The organism is Ruegeria sp. CDSB013 (assembly GCF_059611165.1).
This window is the reverse complement of sequence record NZ_JBXWPA010000002.1, coordinates 479,092-495,692: the sequence shown is the minus strand read 5'-3', so window position 1 is coordinate 495,692 and position 16,601 is coordinate 479,092. Positions and strand designations below refer to the sequence as shown.

At 58.7% G+C, this 16,601-nt stretch carries 23 protein-coding genes and 2 pseudogenes; 14 read left to right on the top strand and 11 right to left on the bottom strand.

The window, feature by feature from the left end; translation table 11 throughout:
- Positions 1 to 28 precede the first annotated feature (28 nt).
- Complete coding sequence (locus tag AC2FJF_RS06000) at positions 29 to 1,849, top strand: PHA/PHB synthase family protein (protein ID WP_496723802.1); 1,821 nt, start codon at positions 29 to 31, stop codon at positions 1,847 to 1,849.
- A gap of 208 nt (positions 1,850 to 2,057) precedes the next feature.
- Here AC2FJF_RS06000 and AC2FJF_RS05995 read toward each other — a convergent pair whose 3' ends face one another.
- From AC2FJF_RS05995 to AC2FJF_RS05980, 4 genes and pseudogenes are all read right to left on the bottom strand, one after another.
- Positions 2,058 to 2,240 carry a hypothetical protein gene (locus AC2FJF_RS05995; RefSeq protein WP_496723800.1) on the bottom strand — a complete coding sequence of 61 codons (183 nt, stop codon included), beginning with the start codon at positions 2,238 to 2,240 and terminating at the stop codon, positions 2,058 to 2,060.
- Between the two features lie 86 nt (positions 2,241 to 2,326).
- Positions 2,327 to 2,923, bottom strand: a pseudogene (locus AC2FJF_RS05990) (TCP-1/cpn60 chaperonin family protein); the annotation flags it as partial.
- A gap of 44 nt (positions 2,924 to 2,967) precedes the next feature.
- Complete coding sequence (locus AC2FJF_RS05985; RefSeq protein ID WP_496723798.1) at positions 2,968 to 3,255, bottom strand: co-chaperone GroES; 288 nt, start codon at positions 3,253 to 3,255, stop codon at positions 2,968 to 2,970.
- 133 nt (positions 3,256 to 3,388) lie between these two features.
- Entirely contained in the window at positions 3,389 to 3,625 is a 237-nt protein-coding gene (locus AC2FJF_RS05980) for a hypothetical protein (RefSeq protein ID WP_496723797.1), read from the bottom strand.
- Between the two features lie 149 nt (positions 3,626 to 3,774).
- Here AC2FJF_RS05980 and AC2FJF_RS05975 point away from each other — a divergent pair, with 149 nt between their 5' ends.
- Complete coding sequence (locus tag AC2FJF_RS05975) at positions 3,775 to 4,509, top strand: Crp/Fnr family transcriptional regulator (RefSeq protein WP_496723796.1); 735 nt, start codon at positions 3,775 to 3,777, stop codon at positions 4,507 to 4,509.
- 56 nt (positions 4,510 to 4,565) lie between these two features.
- Here the strand turns inward: AC2FJF_RS05975 and AC2FJF_RS05970 are convergent, their stop codons facing one another.
- From AC2FJF_RS05970 to AC2FJF_RS05960, 3 genes are all read right to left on the bottom strand, one after another.
- Positions 4,566 to 4,754, bottom strand: a complete 189-nt coding sequence (locus AC2FJF_RS05970; protein ID WP_496723794.1) for a hypothetical protein — start codon at positions 4,752 to 4,754, stop codon at positions 4,566 to 4,568.
- Positions 4,755 to 4,968: 214 nt separating this feature from the next.
- A complete protein-coding gene (locus AC2FJF_RS05965) occupies positions 4,969 to 5,382 on the bottom strand; it encodes a hypothetical protein (RefSeq protein WP_496723792.1) in 414 nt (137 codons plus the stop codon).
- On the bottom strand, positions 5,379 to 5,804 hold the full coding sequence (locus tag AC2FJF_RS05960) for a hypothetical protein (protein ID WP_496723790.1): 426 nt from the start codon (positions 5,802 to 5,804) through the stop codon (positions 5,379 to 5,381). Before AC2FJF_RS05960 ends, AC2FJF_RS05965 begins: the two co-directional genes overlap by 4 nt.
- Positions 5,805 to 6,078: 274 nt before the next feature.
- On the opposite strand from AC2FJF_RS05960, the gene AC2FJF_RS05955 reads away from it, so the two are divergent.
- The 5 genes from AC2FJF_RS05955 to AC2FJF_RS05935 all read left to right on the top strand — a co-directional run bounded on the left by AC2FJF_RS05955 (position 6,079) and on the right by AC2FJF_RS05935 (position 9,744).
- The gene (locus AC2FJF_RS05955) at positions 6,079 to 6,393 is read left to right on the top strand and encodes a hypothetical protein (RefSeq protein ID WP_496723788.1); all 315 of its coding nucleotides are present in this window, start codon (positions 6,079 to 6,081) and stop codon (positions 6,391 to 6,393) included.
- Positions 6,390 to 6,734 carry a hypothetical protein gene (locus tag AC2FJF_RS05950; protein ID WP_496723786.1) on the top strand — a complete coding sequence of 115 codons (345 nt, stop codon included), beginning with the start codon at positions 6,390 to 6,392 and terminating at the stop codon, positions 6,732 to 6,734. The genes AC2FJF_RS05955 and AC2FJF_RS05950 overlap by 4 nt, the downstream gene beginning before the upstream one ends.
- A gap of 107 nt (positions 6,735 to 6,841) precedes the next feature.
- A complete protein-coding gene (gene hflK, locus AC2FJF_RS05945; protein ID WP_496723784.1) occupies positions 6,842 to 7,909 on the top strand; it encodes an FtsH protease activity modulator HflK in 1,068 nt (355 codons plus the stop codon).
- Positions 7,906 to 8,994: a protease modulator HflC gene (gene hflC, locus AC2FJF_RS05940; protein WP_496723782.1), complete on the top strand. Its 1,089-nt coding sequence runs from the start codon at positions 7,906 to 7,908 to the stop codon at positions 8,992 to 8,994. Before hflK ends, hflC begins: the two co-directional genes overlap by 4 nt.
- A 270-nt stretch (positions 8,995 to 9,264) precedes the next feature.
- A complete protein-coding gene (locus AC2FJF_RS05935; RefSeq protein WP_496723780.1) occupies positions 9,265 to 9,744 on the top strand; it encodes a hypothetical protein in 480 nt (159 codons plus the stop codon).
- Between the two features lie 10 nt (positions 9,745 to 9,754).
- Here AC2FJF_RS05935 and AC2FJF_RS05930 read toward each other — a convergent pair whose 3' ends face one another.
- The gene (locus AC2FJF_RS05930; RefSeq protein ID WP_496723778.1) at positions 9,755 to 9,880 is read right to left on the bottom strand and encodes a hypothetical protein; all 126 of its coding nucleotides are present in this window, start codon (positions 9,878 to 9,880) and stop codon (positions 9,755 to 9,757) included.
- Between the two features lie 231 nt (positions 9,881 to 10,111).
- Here AC2FJF_RS05930 and AC2FJF_RS05925 point away from each other — a divergent pair, with 231 nt between their 5' ends.
- The 3 genes from AC2FJF_RS05925 to AC2FJF_RS05915 all read left to right on the top strand — a co-directional run bounded on the left by AC2FJF_RS05925 (position 10,112) and on the right by AC2FJF_RS05915 (position 11,764).
- The gene (locus AC2FJF_RS05925) at positions 10,112 to 10,918 is read left to right on the top strand and encodes a transglutaminase-like domain-containing protein (RefSeq protein ID WP_496723776.1); all 807 of its coding nucleotides are present in this window, start codon (positions 10,112 to 10,114) and stop codon (positions 10,916 to 10,918) included.
- A gap of 86 nt (positions 10,919 to 11,004) precedes the next feature.
- On the top strand, positions 11,005 to 11,175 hold the full coding sequence (locus tag AC2FJF_RS05920; protein WP_496723774.1) for a hypothetical protein: 171 nt from the start codon (positions 11,005 to 11,007) through the stop codon (positions 11,173 to 11,175).
- Positions 11,176 to 11,251: 76 nt separating this feature from the next.
- Positions 11,252 to 11,764: a hypothetical protein gene (locus AC2FJF_RS05915; protein ID WP_496723772.1), complete on the top strand. Its 513-nt coding sequence runs from the start codon at positions 11,252 to 11,254 to the stop codon at positions 11,762 to 11,764.
- A 50-nt stretch (positions 11,765 to 11,814) separates the two neighbouring features.
- Here the strand turns inward: AC2FJF_RS05915 and AC2FJF_RS05910 are convergent.
- The 3 genes and pseudogenes from AC2FJF_RS05910 to AC2FJF_RS05900 form a co-directional block, all read right to left on the bottom strand.
- Positions 11,815 to 12,387 (bottom strand): annotated as a pseudogene (locus AC2FJF_RS05910) (tyrosine-type recombinase/integrase); the annotation flags it as partial.
- Positions 12,388 to 12,591: 204 nt separating this feature from the next.
- Positions 12,592 to 12,939 carry a hypothetical protein gene (locus AC2FJF_RS05905; RefSeq protein WP_157707882.1) on the bottom strand — a complete coding sequence of 116 codons (348 nt, stop codon included), beginning with the start codon at positions 12,937 to 12,939 and terminating at the stop codon, positions 12,592 to 12,594.
- Positions 12,940 to 13,021: 82 nt separating this feature from the next.
- Positions 13,022 to 13,339: an HPF/RaiA family ribosome-associated protein gene (locus AC2FJF_RS05900; protein ID WP_157707881.1), complete on the bottom strand. Its 318-nt coding sequence runs from the start codon at positions 13,337 to 13,339 to the stop codon at positions 13,022 to 13,024.
- Positions 13,340 to 13,704: 365 nt separating this feature from the next.
- On the opposite strand from AC2FJF_RS05900, the gene AC2FJF_RS05895 reads away from it, so the two are divergent.
- The 4 genes from AC2FJF_RS05895 (at position 13,705) to AC2FJF_RS05880 (ending at position 16,570) form a co-directional block, all read left to right on the top strand.
- Positions 13,705 to 14,016 carry a hypothetical protein gene (locus AC2FJF_RS05895; RefSeq protein ID WP_496723769.1) on the top strand — a complete coding sequence of 104 codons (312 nt, stop codon included), beginning with the start codon at positions 13,705 to 13,707 and terminating at the stop codon, positions 14,014 to 14,016.
- The gene (locus tag AC2FJF_RS05890) at positions 14,013 to 14,876 is read left to right on the top strand and encodes a hypothetical protein (RefSeq protein WP_496723767.1); all 864 of its coding nucleotides are present in this window, start codon (positions 14,013 to 14,015) and stop codon (positions 14,874 to 14,876) included. The genes AC2FJF_RS05895 and AC2FJF_RS05890 overlap by 4 nt, the downstream gene beginning before the upstream one ends.
- A 139-nt stretch (positions 14,877 to 15,015) precedes the next feature.
- Positions 15,016 to 15,267: a helix-turn-helix domain-containing protein gene (locus AC2FJF_RS05885; RefSeq protein WP_496723765.1), complete on the top strand. Its 252-nt coding sequence runs from the start codon at positions 15,016 to 15,018 to the stop codon at positions 15,265 to 15,267.
- 1 nt (position 15,268) lies between these two features.
- Positions 15,269 to 16,570 (top strand): type II toxin-antitoxin system HipA family toxin, encoded by a 1,302-nt coding sequence (locus AC2FJF_RS05880; protein ID WP_496723763.1) that lies wholly within the window; start codon positions 15,269 to 15,271, stop codon positions 16,568 to 16,570.
- Positions 16,571 to 16,601 lie beyond the last annotated feature (31 nt).

The following is a 16,601-nucleotide window of genomic DNA, read 5'->3' as shown; positions in this document are numbered from 1 at the left end:
AAGGCACATCAGCATAGGATAGGTTCAGATGACCAAGCGCACGGCGCAGCCCAAGACACCTGCGAAAGACGCGCAGCAGGTCCAGCTTCCCGCCAAGATCGTCCCGGCGTCGCAGCCCAATGCCGGGCCGAGCGCGGCGCATCCGCACGAAAACCTGGATCGCGCGTCCCGTGCGGCGGTCGCGTATATGTCGGCAGGCGTGTCGCCCCATGCGTTCATCGAAGCCTGGAGCGATTGGGCCTTGCACCTTGCGCGGGCGCCAGGCCGCCAGTTTGAACTGGCCGAGCGTGCGCAGAAAAACATGACAAAGCTGTTGGGCCAGTCGCTTTTGCCAAACAGCGACGCGGAACCGGCCTTTGTGCCAAAGGCCTACGATCATCGTTTCCGGCACCCCGGATGGGAAAAGCCGCCGTTCAGAAACATGCAGCAGGGGTTTCTCGCGGTGCAGGACTGGTGGGATTATGCAACCGACCATTTGCGCGGATTGCGCCCCGAGGATGCAGACAGGACCCGCTTCATGGCGCGCCAGATGCTGGACCTGGTGTCGCCGTCCAATTTTCCCGCCCTCAATCCCGAGATCATCGAGGAAACGCGCAAGAGCAGCGGCAAGAATTTGGCGGGGGGTGCGCGCAACTTCCTGCATGATTTTGTAAGCACCGTTGCTCAGGTCCATGACCCCGCTCCAGAGGGCTTTGAGATCGGCAAGGATCTGGCCTGTACACCCGGCGAGGTGGTGTTCCGCAACGATCTTTTCGAGTTGATCCAGTATGCGCCACAGACCGACAAGGTGCAGGCCGAGCCGATCCTGATCGTTCCGGCCTGGATCATGAAGTACTATATTCTTGACCTTTCGCCGCACAATTCAATGGTCAAACACCTTGTGAATCAGGGGTTTACCGTCTTCATGATGTCGTGGTGCAACCCGACCGCCGATCAGGCAGACCTGTCGCTGGAGGACTACCGCGAACGCGGCGTGATGGCGGCTCTTGATGCGGTGAATGCCATCGTGCCGGAGCGCAAGGTTCATGCGGTCGGCTATTGCTTGGGTGGCACAATCCTCGCGATCGCGGCGGCCACAATGGCGCGTGAAAACGACGAACGGCTTGCGTCGATCTCGCTCATGGCAGCACAGGTCGACTTTGCCGAGGCGGGCGAGTTGCTGTTGTTTCTGGATGAAAGCCAGATCGCATTCCTCGAGGACATGATGTGGGAGAAAGGCTATCTTGACCGGCCCCAAATGGCGCGCGCCTTTTCTGCTATCAGGTCGGAAGACCTTATCTATTCCCGTGCCGTGCGGCGCTATTACCTTGGGAAAGAGGACCTGCCGACCGACATGGGAGTCTGGGTTTCGGACACGACCCGGATGCCAGCCCGAATGCATTCAGAGTATCTGCGCGGCCTGTTCCTTGAAAACCGGCTGACGGCAGGCCGGTTTGCCGTCAAGGGACGAGTTATTGCGCTCAAGGATATCTCGGCCCCGATATTCGCCGTGGGCACAGAAACCGACCACATCGCGCCGTGGAAGTCCGTCTACAAAACCCAATTGTTTACTGACAGCGATATGACCTTTGTCCTGACAAGCGGCGGCCACAACAGCGGTATCATCAACGAGCCGAGGCTCGGGCGCGGTCACCATCGGATCTCGCGTCGTGCTGCCGGGGCGCTTTATGTCGGCCCCGAAGCCTGGGTTGCGCACAATACGCCCCAACCGGGTTCTTGGTGGTCCGCGTGGACGAGCTGGCTGGAAGAGAAAAGCAGTGGTGTCGCGGCGGCACCCTCCATCGGTGCGCCAGACAAGGGCCTCGTCCCGATCGTGCAGGCACCCGGCACCTACGTTCACCAAATCTGATCCCAAGCCCGCTTTTGGCGGTGGTATGCCGCAGTGAGTGCACGCGTCATCGGGCCATGAAACGAAGCGGCGCGATTCATGAACCCCGTGCTGAGAGCTTTCAACCAAAGGCGGATTCTGGCCGACCGCACCGCACAGCAGCGAAGTGAAATGCATCATGCTGCTAACGCCGATCAGTGCGGCCAAGATTTACCTGCGGCACACAGAGTCATGTCGTCCAGCCTGGCGATGAAATGAGCGGAGAGGCACCATGATCGGATATGTCGCGAACATCGAAGAACTGACAGAAGAGAAGATCCGGATCGTTCTCTTCAGCAGAATACTGTTTGCGTGTTGCCCACTTGATGTCTTTGACGATCTTCTCGCCGGGGCTCTTACTTGTCTTTCTCATCGTCCACTCCTCAGTGGTTACGATGAGCCAAGAACACTCTCTTATCAAATACCGCTATTTGGACCCATAGGCGCTGACGTCAGACAATAGCCGCGGTCGAACTGCATGCCCTCGACCACTTTAGTCTCGGTCTCCAGTCCCTTGTTCTCCTCGACGGTGATCACGCCTTCATTTCCGACCTTGGCCATCGCATCGGCGATCTGGCGGCCGATCGCGACCTCTCCGTTTGCCGAAATGGAGCCGACCTTCGCGATCTCGTCGCTGTCGCCGACCGGTCGGGACATTGTCTTGATCTCGGCGACAACCGCGGCAACGGCCTTGTCGATCCCGCGCTTGAGATCCATCGGGTTCATGCCGGCCGCGACCGACTTCATGGCCTCCCGGACAATCGCATGGGCCAACACGGTGGCGGTCGAGGTACCGTCGCCAGCCTCGTCATTGGTGCGCTGCGCGACTTCCTTGACCATCTGCGCTCCCATATTCTCGAAATGATCCGACAGCTCGATTTCCTTGGCAACGGTCACACCATCCTTGGTGATGCGTGGCGCACCCCAGGATTCATCGAGAATGACGTTCCGGCCCTTGGGTCCAAGGGTGATCTTCACGGCGTTGGCCAGAGTGTTGATGCCTTTCAGCATGCGGTCGCGGGCGTCGGTACTAAACCGAACTTCTTTAGCGGACATTTCTTGGGTTCCTTGGACTGAGGGTGCAATGAGGGATTATGGACTCATGCGATCATGCCGAGAATGTCGCGCTTCTTCATGATCATAAGGTCTTCGCCATCGAGTTTGATCTCTGAGCCGGACCATTTTCCAAACAGGATCTTGTCTCCGGCTTCGACGTCCATCGGGATGCGCTCGCCGTCCTCGCGTCTTCCGCCGGCACCAACGGAGACGACCTCGCCTTCTTGTGGTTTCTCCTTGGCGGTATCGGGAATGATGAGACCTCCCTTGGTCGTCTCATCGCCTTCAATGCGACGAACAAGAACCCGGTCGTGGAGGGGAATGAATGACATCGACGTGCTCCTTGTCGAGGATTGTCGGGCGTAAGTACGTTGTTCGAATGCCCGGCTTGGATGCGCGCAAGGCGGCGACAACCTAGTGGGGCTATTCTTCGAGATTGCGGATCAAGACCGCCGCAGTATTGCTTCACGAGCGTCGAACCGAGTTTCCGCCAGCGATGATCGCGTTGATCAATTCGGCGACGGCCCGGTGGCTTTCTATTTCGAGTTCGGTGCCAACGGCATTCTCATGGGTCGCCGCGGCGTCGCGAAGAACCCCCACGATCTCATGCTCCGGCAGCAGTCCGCCATCGTTCATTGCAAGCAGAAGTGCTTCGCAGATTGAAAGGGCGGCCTGTCCTGAATGCTCGTTCGCCGTAGACATCTTCGGAATTCCCTTCTTGTTTCGCGATCTAGGCTGAATTCGCGCCGGACCTATCCGTACTTCTCGCACGAAATGAGCTATGCTGGACTGATCGAGAGCAGTTGAAGAAACGATTTCCACGCGGCTGACGGACCTTTCAGGGAGAAGCTATGACACCATTCGCGACCAGCCCGCTCACCCGCAAGCTTTCGGCCTTTGTCGCTTTGTCAAAGGCGGAGTTGGATGTGCTCGAGCGCCTGCACCAACGTCGCCGCTCCTTCGTTGCGGGGCGTGATATGGTGCATCAGGGCCAGTCGACTCAGGCCGCCTATATTCTATCCGCAGGTTGGGTCTGTTCCTACAAGCTCCAGCCTGACGGGACACGCCAGATTGTCGATTTTCAGGTGCCCGGAGATTTCCTTGGCTTGCGCAGCTTGCTGTTGCGCACCTCGGATCACAGTTTCGAACCTATCGTGGAAATTGAGGCCGCTGAAGTGTTGAAGAGCGACCTTCTTAATGCGTTTGCGCAGACCCCTCGCTTGGCGACCGCCATACTCTGGGCGGCGTCAAGGGATGAGGCGATGGTGGTGGAACATCTCGTCGGGATCGGCAGACGTGATGCTGACGCCCGCATGGCGCATTTTCTGCTGGAGCTGGGATCGCGGCTTGCGCTGGTGGGCATGGGGACTGAGGATGGGTATGATTGCCCGCTGACCCAGTATCACCTGGCAGATGCCTTGGGGCTTAGTGCCATTCATGTGAATCGCGTCCTGCGGCAGCTTCGCGAGAACGGACTGGTGACCTTTCGGGACGGCCGCGTGACGTTTCACGACTATGAGGGGCTGGTGGAACTTGCCGAGTTCGATCCGGCGTATCTGGATCAGAGCGGCCCGCTCCTGAAATGAGAGGGCCGCCCTCCGCAAGGCGAGGGGCGGCCAAGGTTTGCATCAGGTGTCGGATGTCACGAGAGCTTATCGCTCGCCGCATCGAGTTCCTTGTTGGTCTCGGCGTCGTTCTTCGCCGTGTTCGCCTTCTCGGCTGCCTCGTAGTGCTTCAGCGCCGCGTCCTTCTTCGGACCAGCGGGCGCCTCGTCCCACGCGGCTTTCACGGAGGTCATCTTCTCGGCAGTCTTGTTCTGTTCGGGAGTCATTGGAATTGTCCTTTCCTGGACGTTCCGAGAATAAGAAGCGCGCCGACATGCCGACCCTTTGGGGATCGGCACGCCCACACGCTTCTCGGGTACTCGGAAAAAGATGCGCCACCAAATATTCGGCGGGCACGTCTCATCTAACCGTGCCAGGGCCTCGCCGCACTGACGCAGGTTAGTCCCGGCGCCCGCGGCAGGTCGATTGCCTCTGCGGTTCTTAAATCACCACAGTTTGCTGGTGGGAAATCCTCAGCCAGGTGTCCTCATCGTTGAGGTACGTTGAGGCGCAAAGCGCTTTGTAGATCGGCACGTCGGTTTTTTCAGCCGAGACCCGGTAAGTGAGGATCGCGATGTCACCGCATCGCGTCACGCGCCGTTCGGCCATGACGACGGAACGCCAGCCGGTCCTTTCGCGAAGATGGGGCCAGATCTGGTCGCCCTGGAGGATGCCGGGCGGATAGGGGAAGACCATAACGGCGTTGGTTGCTGTGGTCGCCTGCGCACTGTCGGCGCCGCTGGTCCAGAACTGTTCCTCCATGTCCCAGAGTTTGCCCTGTTCGTGTGGAGAAAGCGTACCGGACTTGTACGCTGCATGGTCCGGTCTCCTCGCGGTCGCGGTTGATACGGTCATTCGCCTGACCCCGACCCGCCAACCATGAACATCTGAAACAGCACAAAGATGATCGCGAGCACCGCCCAGATCGCTCCGCTTGTTCCCGGGCGGCCATCGGCCACCGTCGAGGCAGTGCGCTGCAGGGCACCTGACGTCCGGCCTTCAGGAAGCAGCTGGCTCAAGTCTCGTGCGACCCTGCCATGATCGCTTGCGAGCGAGGGAACATCCTGAAACCGGGCAAGCAGCGTTCCCAACCGCGCGCGCGCGCCGTCGCGCCCCAGCGTGACCAGTTCAGCGGTTTCGTTCCATGGATCGAGGCCAAGCCGCGCGAGCGTGGAGAGCACAGTCACGGCATAGCCGTTCCGGTCCTCGCCGACGGTAGCATGGAGAAACCGATCAAACTCGGGCGGGTGCGGGTTGAGAACATTGAGGTCGGCCATCGCCAATCCTTTCAAGGGTTGCAGGAACGCAGATCGCCCCTGTTTCCCAAAGGATACACGCAGGTCGGTCTCGCCGCCCTTACACAGGTCAGTGTGGGCGACTGCCCAAAGGACGGGGTCGCAGCCGGTTCGGTGCCCGGGACTAACATGCGTCAGCACCTGTCGGACGATCCCGAGGTACAAGATACTAAATCGTTCGACTGGTCCGTCCCGGACTCCAAGGGGCCGTCAACAGTGGTGAGCGACGGATCTGCCAACATCGCGGAGACCAGAGATGAACATGCGGTCGACCAGATCGATGGTGACGTTTTCAAACCCGTTCACCTTGCCGGGATACCCGGGCGATTTGCCCGCGGGCGACTATGAGGTTCTCGTCGAAGAGGAGCTTCTCCAGGGGTTGAGCTTCGAGGCCTATCGACGGACGGCGACTTATATGACGGTGCGCGGCAAGGGTGCTCACGCGGGGCGAAGTGAGCTCCGATTGACGACCGAGAGCGACCTTAAGGAGGCGCTGGGCCGGGACGCGGACACGTCCGAAACGAACAATCACAGCGAAGCGGCGCTTTCTCCGCAGGAGGACTTGAAATGAACACTCCCGAATGGCTCAAACCCGGCGTCTATGGCGCGCTAATCGGCGCCGCCTTTGTCGGCATCGTCGGATTTTCCTGGGGTGGCTGGGTGACCGGCGGCACCTCGAACGACAGGGCGATGGCGATGTCCCGCGACAACGTTGTCGCGTCAATGGTCCCGGTTTGCCTCGATATGGCGCGGTCAGATCCGGCGCGGGTGGACAAGCTTGCAACGATCCGGGCAGCCTCAACCTACCAGCGGCGCGACGCTCTCATGACAGCCGGCTGGGCGACGATGCCAGGAACCGATGCCCCAGACCGAGACATTGCGCAAGCCTGCCTGAAGGAACTGGACCTCTGAGGTCATGCTGTTCAGAGCCGACGATGTGATGGCGCAAAACGGTTCGCACCGTCAAACGCGCGAGCCACGCATCGCCCCGAGTGCCAAAACCGAAATAGGAGCTTGCGATGCCTTCTGATAACAATGGACCGGAAGATCGCGGACCTTGGAAAAACAAGCAGACCCGCGTTCCCCCTGAGGTTGACGCAATTCTCAGGCGGGGCCGGGATCGGCTGCACGGCATCCTGCCGGACGGTCTGCCACCGGTGAAGCGTCTTGCAATCGGGGCCGCCATTGCGCTTGCGGCATTTGGGGCGTGGTCCTCATATTACACGGTGCCGAGCGACTCCGTTGCGATTGTCCAACGGTTCGGGAAGTACGCGGCCGAGGTCCCTCCGGGGCTGCACTTCAAGATCCCGTTCGGGATCGACGTGACCACGTTGGTCCCGGTCAAGCGCCAGCTGAAACAAGAGTTCGGGTTCACGACTCCGGGTGCCTCCGATCCCTATCAGAGCCCGACGGACGGTCGCCGCGAGACCGAGATGGTGACTGGCGATCTCAACGCCGCGCTCGTGGAGTGGGTGGTGCAGTACCGGATTTCCGAACCCCGGAAGTTCTTGTTTGAAGTGCGCGAGCCAAGCGCGACCCTGCGTTACGTCTCGGAGTCCGTCATGCGCGAAGTTGTGGGAGACCGCACAGTCGACGAGGTGATCACCGTCGGGCGCCAGGAAATCGAAAGCGAAGCCCTGATGAAGATGCAGGCGCTCGCGACCAAATACGCGATGGGCATCAGCATCGATCAGGTACAGCTGAAGAACATCAATCCGCCCCAGCCGGTTCAGGCCTCGTTCAACGAGGTCAACCAGGCACAACAAGAGAAGGAGCGGATCATCAACGAGGCCCGCCGCGAATACAACCGCGTCATACCTCTGGCCGAAGGCGAAAAGGACCAGCGCATCCGCGAAGCCGATGGTTATCGCCTGAGAAGGATCAATGAAGCCGAGGGCGATGCGGCCCGATTCACGGCCCTCCTGACGGAATACCGTCTGGCGCCCGAAGTTACCCGGCGCCGGATCTACATCGAAACCCTTCAGGATGTTCTGCCGGGAATTGGTTCCAAGATCATTGTCGACGGGTCCACAGCAAGCATCCTCCCGCTTTTGAATCTGGATCGACAGACAGGAGATCAACCATGAAGACCCTTTCGCTTATTGCCTCGGGAATCGCGGTTGCCGGGGTCGTCGCTGTGTCATCCGCCGTCTACACGGTCGGCGAGGTCGAACAGGCCATCATCACCCAGTTCGGCAAGCCGGTCGGCGCGCCGATCACCGAGGCTGGTCTCAAGTTGAAAATCCCCTTCGTTCAGGAGGTTAACCGGATCGACAGCCGGGTTCTGGAGTGGGACGGCTCGCCATCGGACATGCCCACCAAAGACAAGCTCTATATCTCGGTCGATCTCTTCGCGCGCTGGAAGATCACCGATCCTCTGCAGTACTTTCTGCGCCTGCGCGACGAGCGCAGCGCCCAGTCGCGCCTCGATGATATCCTCGGTAGCGAGACGCGGAACGCCGTCGCCAAGCACGAACTCATCGAGATTGTGCGCACGACCAGGGGCCGGACGCCGCTTCGGGACACGCTTCTGACTGATCAGGAGCTTGCGCAGGACATTGGCGCACTGGTTCCCATCACGAAGGGGCGGGCGCTGGTCGAGCAGCAGATCTTCGAGGCGGCGGCGGAGAAGGTGCGCGTCTTCGGGATTGAGCTTCTCGACATTCGTTTCAAGCGCATAAACTACAATGAGAGCGTGCGACCCAAGATCTATGACCGCATGATCTCGGAGCGCCGGCAGATCGCCGAAAGATTCCTGTCCGAAGGCAACGGTGAAGCGGCCCGTATTCAAGGCAACAGGGTGCGGGATTTGAACAAGATCCAGTCCGAAGCCTATCGCGCCGTCGAGGAAATCCGCGGTGCCGCCGATGCCGCCGCAGCAGCAATCTATGCGGGCGCCTACAATGTCGATGCCGTTTCGGTCGAATTCTACGATTTCACCCGAACCATGCAGGCCTACGGCGACATGATCTCGGACGACACGACGCTTGTCCTGACGACGGACAGCGATCTGTTCCAGTTCCTGCGCGGCATGCAGGGCGAGGCAAACCCAATCCGCGATCCGGGCAGCGTCCCAAGCGACGATGGCGTGGCGGCAATCGGCAGGGCCCGACCAGTGCAAGACCCCGCGACGCCAATCGTGACACAGACGGAGGTCGAAGCAGGCCGATAGGTTCATGTTGGAAGGTTTCAAACATGATTAGAGGGTATCAATCGGGAAGCACGTCAATGACACCTGGACCACCGAGGTCGGTTTCTTTCCGCTTCTGAGCAAGACACACCCACTTAAATTCCGTGCCCCTAACCTGCGTCAGCACCCGATGTCCGCCTGGCTGTAAGGTGGATGGCAAGATCTGGATCGCGATGAGGCGAGGGCCTGCCTGCCCACACTCAAGGACACGACATCCAGCGTCGCACCGCGCAGCGAGGAGGACAATACGCTATGACATCAGTGAAAAATCTAACCAGGACGGCCGCAGAAACGACCGATCTTGAACGGCGCGTGCTGGCCCATGAACGGATCCTGCAGGCCCTGATCGCCTACATGGCCCGTACCGAGCCGCGTTTCGTCGACCACCTGCGAGAACGGTTCGTAGAACCGATGAGATTGACCCAGCACGAACATGACCACCGCGAAACCGACGACTACGCGGAAGAATTCATTCGCGCCGTGATGCTTCTCGGAGAGGAGCGCGCGCCCATCGCGAAGGAGTCGAAATTGACCGACAAGAAACCCGTGTCGGCGAAAGGCAGAGGAGAAAAGGGGTCTTCCATGAACTGGCCACCGCACCGCGGTGGAGTTCAGGTGCGCGAAAGGAACGGCATCTGGGAGTTTAAGGTTGATGGCAAGTTCCGCGGCGACTACCACCAGAAGGAACATGCTCTTGCCGCTGCGGCCCTGCACAAGTTGTCGCCCCGGTGACCGGTCGTACTCATCGGACAGTTCCGCCGGACTTCGCGATCCAGGTGGCCGAGAACGAAGGAATGCCATCCAGATCGAATTCCAGAGGCTCCCCGCCGCCGCCTGTGCCCAAGTGACGGCTGACTGGAACGCTCACGCTTGGGCTATCGAAGGCTCGCGCGCCAACCGGCGGACTCTGGTCCGCCAAGGAGCAAGCGGCGATGAGACACCCGCTGGCAAGGTTGATCTCGAGGCTGGCCATCTTGGCTGGAGTGATAGCGTCCCTGGCCTTCCCCGTCCTTGCGCAGGATGGCACCGGCCCGATGCCTCGGGACGCTCTTCCTTGCAAGATAATCATGACATGCCCAGGCGCGGCCGTGTGTCTGGCATGCGGGTCAGCATCGGGTGTCGTCTGCGATACAGCCTCCCGCAGCCGACGCCGCTGATTGCGATGCTGAACGTCCACTACTCGCGCTTTGGCGATCTGGAGCGTGCCGATTACCTCGTGACGTCGCCAAGCGTGCCGCTCGAAAGCTACCGCGACGGCTTCGGCAACTGGTGTACGCGCCTCCTGGCTCCGGCGGGCGACTTCGCGCTGTCAACGGATGGCATCTTCCGCGACTATGGCCGACCCGACCCCGCGTCCCCTGGCGCGCAGCAGCACGCGGTCCAGGATCTGCCTTTCGAGACCCTCGTGTTTCTTCGAGGCAGCCGGTATTGCGATACCGATCTTCTTTCGGAGGAGGCGTGGCGTCTTTTCGAGACCACGGACCCGGGATGGTCCCGCGTTCAGGCGATCTGCGATTTCGTGCATGGGCATGTCCGCTTCGACTACATGCAGGCGAAAGCGACGCGCACCGCATCGCAGTCAATGGCCGAGCGACAGGGCGTCTGCCGTGATTTTGCTCACCTCGCTATCGCATTGTGCCGCTGCATGAATATTCCGGCACGCTATTGCACCGGATATCTGAGCGACATCGGTGAACCTCTGCCACATCCGCCCGGGGACTTTGCGGCGTGGATGGAGGTCTTTCTCGCGGGTGAATGGCACATGTTCGACCCGCGGAACAACAAGCCTAAGTTTGCGAGAATTCTGATCGCGCGTGGCCGCGATGCCGCCGATGTCCCTCTGACCCAGACATTCGGTCAGAACACGCTGACGGAGTTCAAGGTTTGGACCGACGACTTGGTGTGATCGTTGTCTTCTTGGCGGCGCGCCATCGTAAATTGGGCCGCCAGCCCCCATATAGGTAGTACCGACGCCAAGCATCCCGGTCCATCATGGACGAGGAGTTGGCGCCGGCCAATCAAAGGATCGATGATATGTCCTTCAAGGACCTGACCGCCAGGGCTGCGGCCGCAATGAAGCCGAAGCCTGCGAAGACCCCTGCCAAAGAGAACGAGTCCAAGGCCGTTGGCAAGGAAGCGCCAGCGAAATCCAAGACATCTTGAGATATGCACCAGCCACGCGCCCCATTCTTAACGCGCGCGCGGACCACCCACAGCAACAAGGGGGAGGACCATACTAATGGAAGAATTGACGAGCAAGACCGTTGCAGTTTTTTCCCGCCCGTTCACCGTTCCGGGCTTTGACGAGACGCTTCCTGCGGGAGAGTACGAGATCGAAACGGAATTGGTTTCACCCCCTGATCAACGGGATCCCGCAGCATGGAAAGCCTCCGTCCTTGTGAAGCTTCATCCCCGGATATCTCATCCGGGACTTGCACGGACTCTGACTGTTTCCCTTGCCGATCTGGACTATGCCCGCGCCAGGGACAAGCTGACAGGCAGGGCGTTGACCGACTTCTTCCTTGAGGAAATGCTGGCTGATCCGATGGTGCGCCTCGTTATGGAGGCCGACGGGGTCTCCCAGGCGCATCTGAGACATCTCTACTCCGGGCACCGAACGCCCCAGTCTGACAGGGATGTCCTGGACCGGAACCCGGCGCGTCTAGGTGCACGTGACATGGCGTCAATCCATGCCGCTGAAAACGAGGGCATGCCTCCACGACCGACAGGGACGTCGGCTATGGGAGAGTGAAGACCACGTGGAAGTGCTCAACCGTCAGCAAGTCTTCGGCCCGTGCCCCGATCGGGGCATGCCTCGCACCAATAGTCGCACAAAAGGTCGAGCAATCCGGGCGACAGCATCACCTTGCGATCCTTCCGCCCCTTGCCTTGCACAACATGGATCAGCATCTGATCACTTTCGATATCGCAGGTGGTGAGATTGCAGACCTCGGAGGTCCGAAGCCCCGCGCCATAGGAAATGCTGAGCGCCGCGCGGTACTTGAGCCCCGGATCGGGGCCGACCGCCAGAAGATCAGAAACTTCCTCGACTCTGAGCACCGCAGGTAGTTTGCGCGGTTCTGTGCGAAACTGCATGTACCGCTTCATCTCATCCCGCCCGCAGGTCATCGAGAAAAAGAAACGCAGAGCGGTGATGCGCCTGTTGTAGACTGAGGGCGTGACCTCGGTGTAAGTCATGTGAAGCTGATACCCGCGAAGCTCCTCCGGCGTCGCCGTGTCGGGCGAGCGCCCCAGAAAACCGGCAAAATCCTTGATCGCCCGGATGTGCGCCTGCTGGGATTTGTTCCCCAGGCCCCGAATACGCATGTCTTCGATCATCCGCTCCCGCAGCGGTGTGGTTCTCTCGCTGACCATGAAATCCTCCTGTCTGTCGATTGAGAAACCTCAATCGTCAAACAAGTCAGCCAGATCACAAAACGCGCGGTCCCTGAAGCATCGTGCAACACTCGCAACAAGCGCCATTGCCGCGGCAGCGGCTTCGTCCTGTGCCCTAATCGGACGTTGACCGTTCGGAACGCCACAGTCGCACAGCAAGCCTGTACAGCGGCCGTGGAACAGTTATGCTATGGGGCTTTGTTGGTGCAAAACTCGAAGCCATTTGCCTTCATCCCGCAGGTAGGTGGAAGTGCAAAGGGCTTCGTAGATCGGTGTGTCCCCGCGTTCTGCTGAGACACGGTAGGCCAAAACGGTAACATTCTTTTCTTGTTTATAGTAGCGCTCCGAAAATACGACGGACCGCCACCTCTGCGCGACTAAGCTCTCGCGCCACACAGTGTCGCCTTGAAGTATTCCCGGCGGATAAGGGAGAACAAATACGGCGCCCTTTGTCGTCATCTTCCGCGCATTGTCAGCGCCTTCCGTCCAAAACCGCTCTTCAAGTGCCCAAAGCTTGTCTTCGTCTGTCATAATCTAACTCCATCATTGTCAGATGCCTTATTGCCCGAGGGTGTAGATCGATCGGTGAAATGAAAGATTGATGCCGAATATGTTAGCGACGGTCCGTTAGTTTCCCGAGAGTGCTTTCTAGTGCGCTTTTCATCTTGCCGGCTGCGCCCCTCGTTGCCTGTTCTAAACTCGAGGCCGAATCCGTGACGGCCATAGGCTGCTGGCCTTTGAGCCGTGCTTCCAGAACACATTTTATATCATCTGGGCCGGACTTGTCGGCGTTGGCATCACTGAGATGGACCTCGATTCTGGTTATATGTTCTGCAAGGTAGGCCAGGTCGTTCTGTACCAATCCCGTAATTTGGGCCGTGATGGCTTCACTCCCCTTGATGCTGTTATCTGTACTGACTTCGATATGCATTTTGGCGTCCTTCTAAAAATCCCAAAAAATGAAAGGGATAACGTTGTGGAGCTTACAACTCTATCACGACAGGCAGCGCCGTGCGTTGCTTTGAATCAAATGTCGGGCCAATGGAGCTTCCCTGATGGCAGGTTTGTCCTGCACCGGACATTCGTTTGTTTCTCGATCAACGGCAGGGATGCTGAGATATTGCTTAAGAAGTCTGTGTGTTGGTCCTTTGTTTGCCCGTCAAGAGAAGGCAATAGCCTCGATTTTTCACACATGCGCTTTCGTTGCGAGTTAGAGCGGCAGGGGCGGCTCGGCGCTATAATTTCAAATATCCGTGTTTGAAATTCACGTATAGCTACAAGAATTCGGCTAAGTGATTGTTTTTAAATGGAGGCGAGTACCGGAATCGAACCGGTGTACACGGATTTGCAATCCAGAAAGAGCGTAAGCGAAAACAATGGCTTAAGGGTGCAAAACACACCCTGACAAAAAGTGAACAAAAAGCGAAAGTTTCAAAGCCAATTTCGCCGGTTCAAAATGAAAAAGGCCCCGTCACAGCGGCAACTGTGAACCGGGGCCAAATAGAAAAAGCCTGTCAGCTTTCACTGCACATTAGCATGGGTCAGTGCCGTATCGCAAATGCTCAGTCGGCTTTCTCCTGGCCTCTGACCGATGAGGTGATTCAATGAGTTGGCGCATCGCAAACGAATGCGCCGAGCGCCGCTTTGGCAGCGCTGCACGCAAGCAGATCATCATGTTCCTGGCCGATAAGGCGAGCGATGACGGCTCAGGCATCTGGTGCTCGAAGGGGACCATCCAGCGTCACACAGAGCTTAGTGAGAGCACGGTCAAGCGCACCATCATCGACTTCCTACGCGAAGGCATCTTGATCGAGACCGGGCGGCGACAATGCAAGAACGGCTACACCGTCATCTACCGCATCGTTCTGGAGCGCGTGGCCGCGCTCGAACCCACGGCTGAGCCCGACATTGAGACGGGGGTCACCGTGAACCCCGTCCAGTCTGAACCCGGTACGGGGTCCACGGTGAACGGGGTACGGGGTTCACGGTGGACCCCAAACCATCCAAAAACCATCCATAAACCACCTACGCGCAAGCGCGAGGCGGCGGAGGAGGTTGAAGATCTTGAATCTGAGAAGATCTTAGCGGCCTATCCCGAAGACAGGATCCGAGACCGGCGGACCAGTCTGCGCCTGATCGCAGCAGCTGTGAAGGCCGGAGTGAAGCCCGATGATCTGAGGCATGCGGTCCAAGCCTATGCCAAGGAAAGCGAGGGCTACACGCGCAGCAAGGTCTGTTTTTCGGACAACTGGTTCAGGATGCGCCGGTGGGAGAAGGGACTGGCCCAGATCCAGGCCGACCGCGAGAAGGCGCGAGAGGCCGAAGCTAAAGGGCGCGCCAGCCTCGCCGAGTGGATCCACGAGCGCCATCCTCTATGCCGCCACATCACAAACCGGCAGATCGAGTATTTGATCGCGTCAAAACTGGTGACGCCCGAGCAGGTGCGGGCGGCGGGGCTGCAGGCGTGAGAGGAATGGCGGAGACAGTGATGCAGCTACCAATGCTGTCGAGAATTATGATGCTTAGGTCATACGGCGACTTTATGACTTGGGGGTCATATTGACAATTTATGATTTAGAGGTCATATCCAATGGCAGGAGAACCACCATGAAGCACCTCGTTAGAACATCAAAAAACTTGGGCCACGCAATTCGCGAGTCTCGGAAGGCAAAGAACCTTACTCAGAGGGAACTCGCCTCGATGAGCGGTGTATGGCAAGAGACAATATCCAAGATCGAGAACGGCAGCGGCGGAGCCAAGCTGGAAACGGTATTCGATTTGATCGCGGCCTTGGAGCTCGAGATTACGGTGGCCGAGCGCAGCAAGGGTACATCAGACGGGCTTGAGGACATTTTCTGACATGGGCCGCAAGCGCAGCTACACACCCCTGAACGTTTTCCTGAACTCGCGGCTCGTGGGTCAATTGGTACGTGAGTCCTCAGGCGGCGTCAGTTTTGCCTATGCACGAGACTGGCTCGAGTGGGAGCACCGGATGCCGGTGTCGCTATCGTTGCCATTGCAGGAGAACCGCTACAGCGGCGCACCTGTGATGGCCGTCTTTGACAACCTGTTGCCCGATAGCGATGTCATCCGTCGAAGGGTCGCGGAACGTGTCGGGGCCGAAGGCGTCGATGCCTTCAGCTTGCTGTCACAAATTGGGCGGGACTGCATCGGTGCGCTTCAGTTTCTGCTCGACGGGCAAGAGCCACAGCCAATGTCCGAGCTAACTGGAGAACCTGTCAACGAGGCGCAGATCGGGGCCATTTTGAGCGACCTCGATCTAGCACCACTGGGTATCCGCCGAGAGAATGATTTCCGCATTTCTGTCGCTGGTGCACAGGAAAAAACCGCGCTGCTTCGTAAAGATGGCCAGTGGATAGAGCCAACCGGTACGACGCCAACCACGCACATCATCAAGCCGCAAATCGGCAGATTGCCCAACGGCATGGACCTGTCCGACAGCGTTGAAAACGAATACCTGTGCCTGAAGTTGATGGAAGCGTTTGGGCTTCGGGCTGCGAATGTCGAAATGGCTCAGTTTGGCGATAGGAAAGCCTTGGTGGTAGAGCGTTTTGATCGGCGCTGGACGTCTGATGGCCGCTTGATCCGTCTGCCGCAGGAGGATTGCTGCCAAGCATTATCCGTTGTGCCCACGCAAAAGTACCAGAACGAGGGCGGCCCCGGGGTCTCGGACATCATGGAACTCTTGTTGGGTAGTGATGACCCCAACAAAGACCGGTACGATTTTTTCAAAGCGAATGTCCTTTTCTGGTTGCTGGGCGCGACAGACGGACATGGTAAGAACTTCAGCGTCAGCCTCTTACCCGGCGGTCGCTTTCGCATGACACCGCTTTACGACGTGCTGACGGTGCAGCCGACCGTCGACGCCCGGCAGATCGAGAGAAAATACTTCAAGCTCGCTATGAATTTCGGAAACTCAAACCACTACAAAGTGGCAAATATCGTAGGCCGCCACATCGTGGAGACAGGAGTTCAATCCGGCTTGTCCCGCGCGGTCGTGCAGGGCCTGTTTGAAGAGCTGCAGGAGACTTCGCACGCGATCGTTGAGGCTACATTTAATCAGCTTCCGGAAGGTTTCCCTGAGGCGTTGCTTGCTTCGATCGATGGCGCGCTGAGGAGTCGCCTAACTCTTTTGAAGTAGGGTTACAAAAAATGCCCGTTTAAGAGCAATC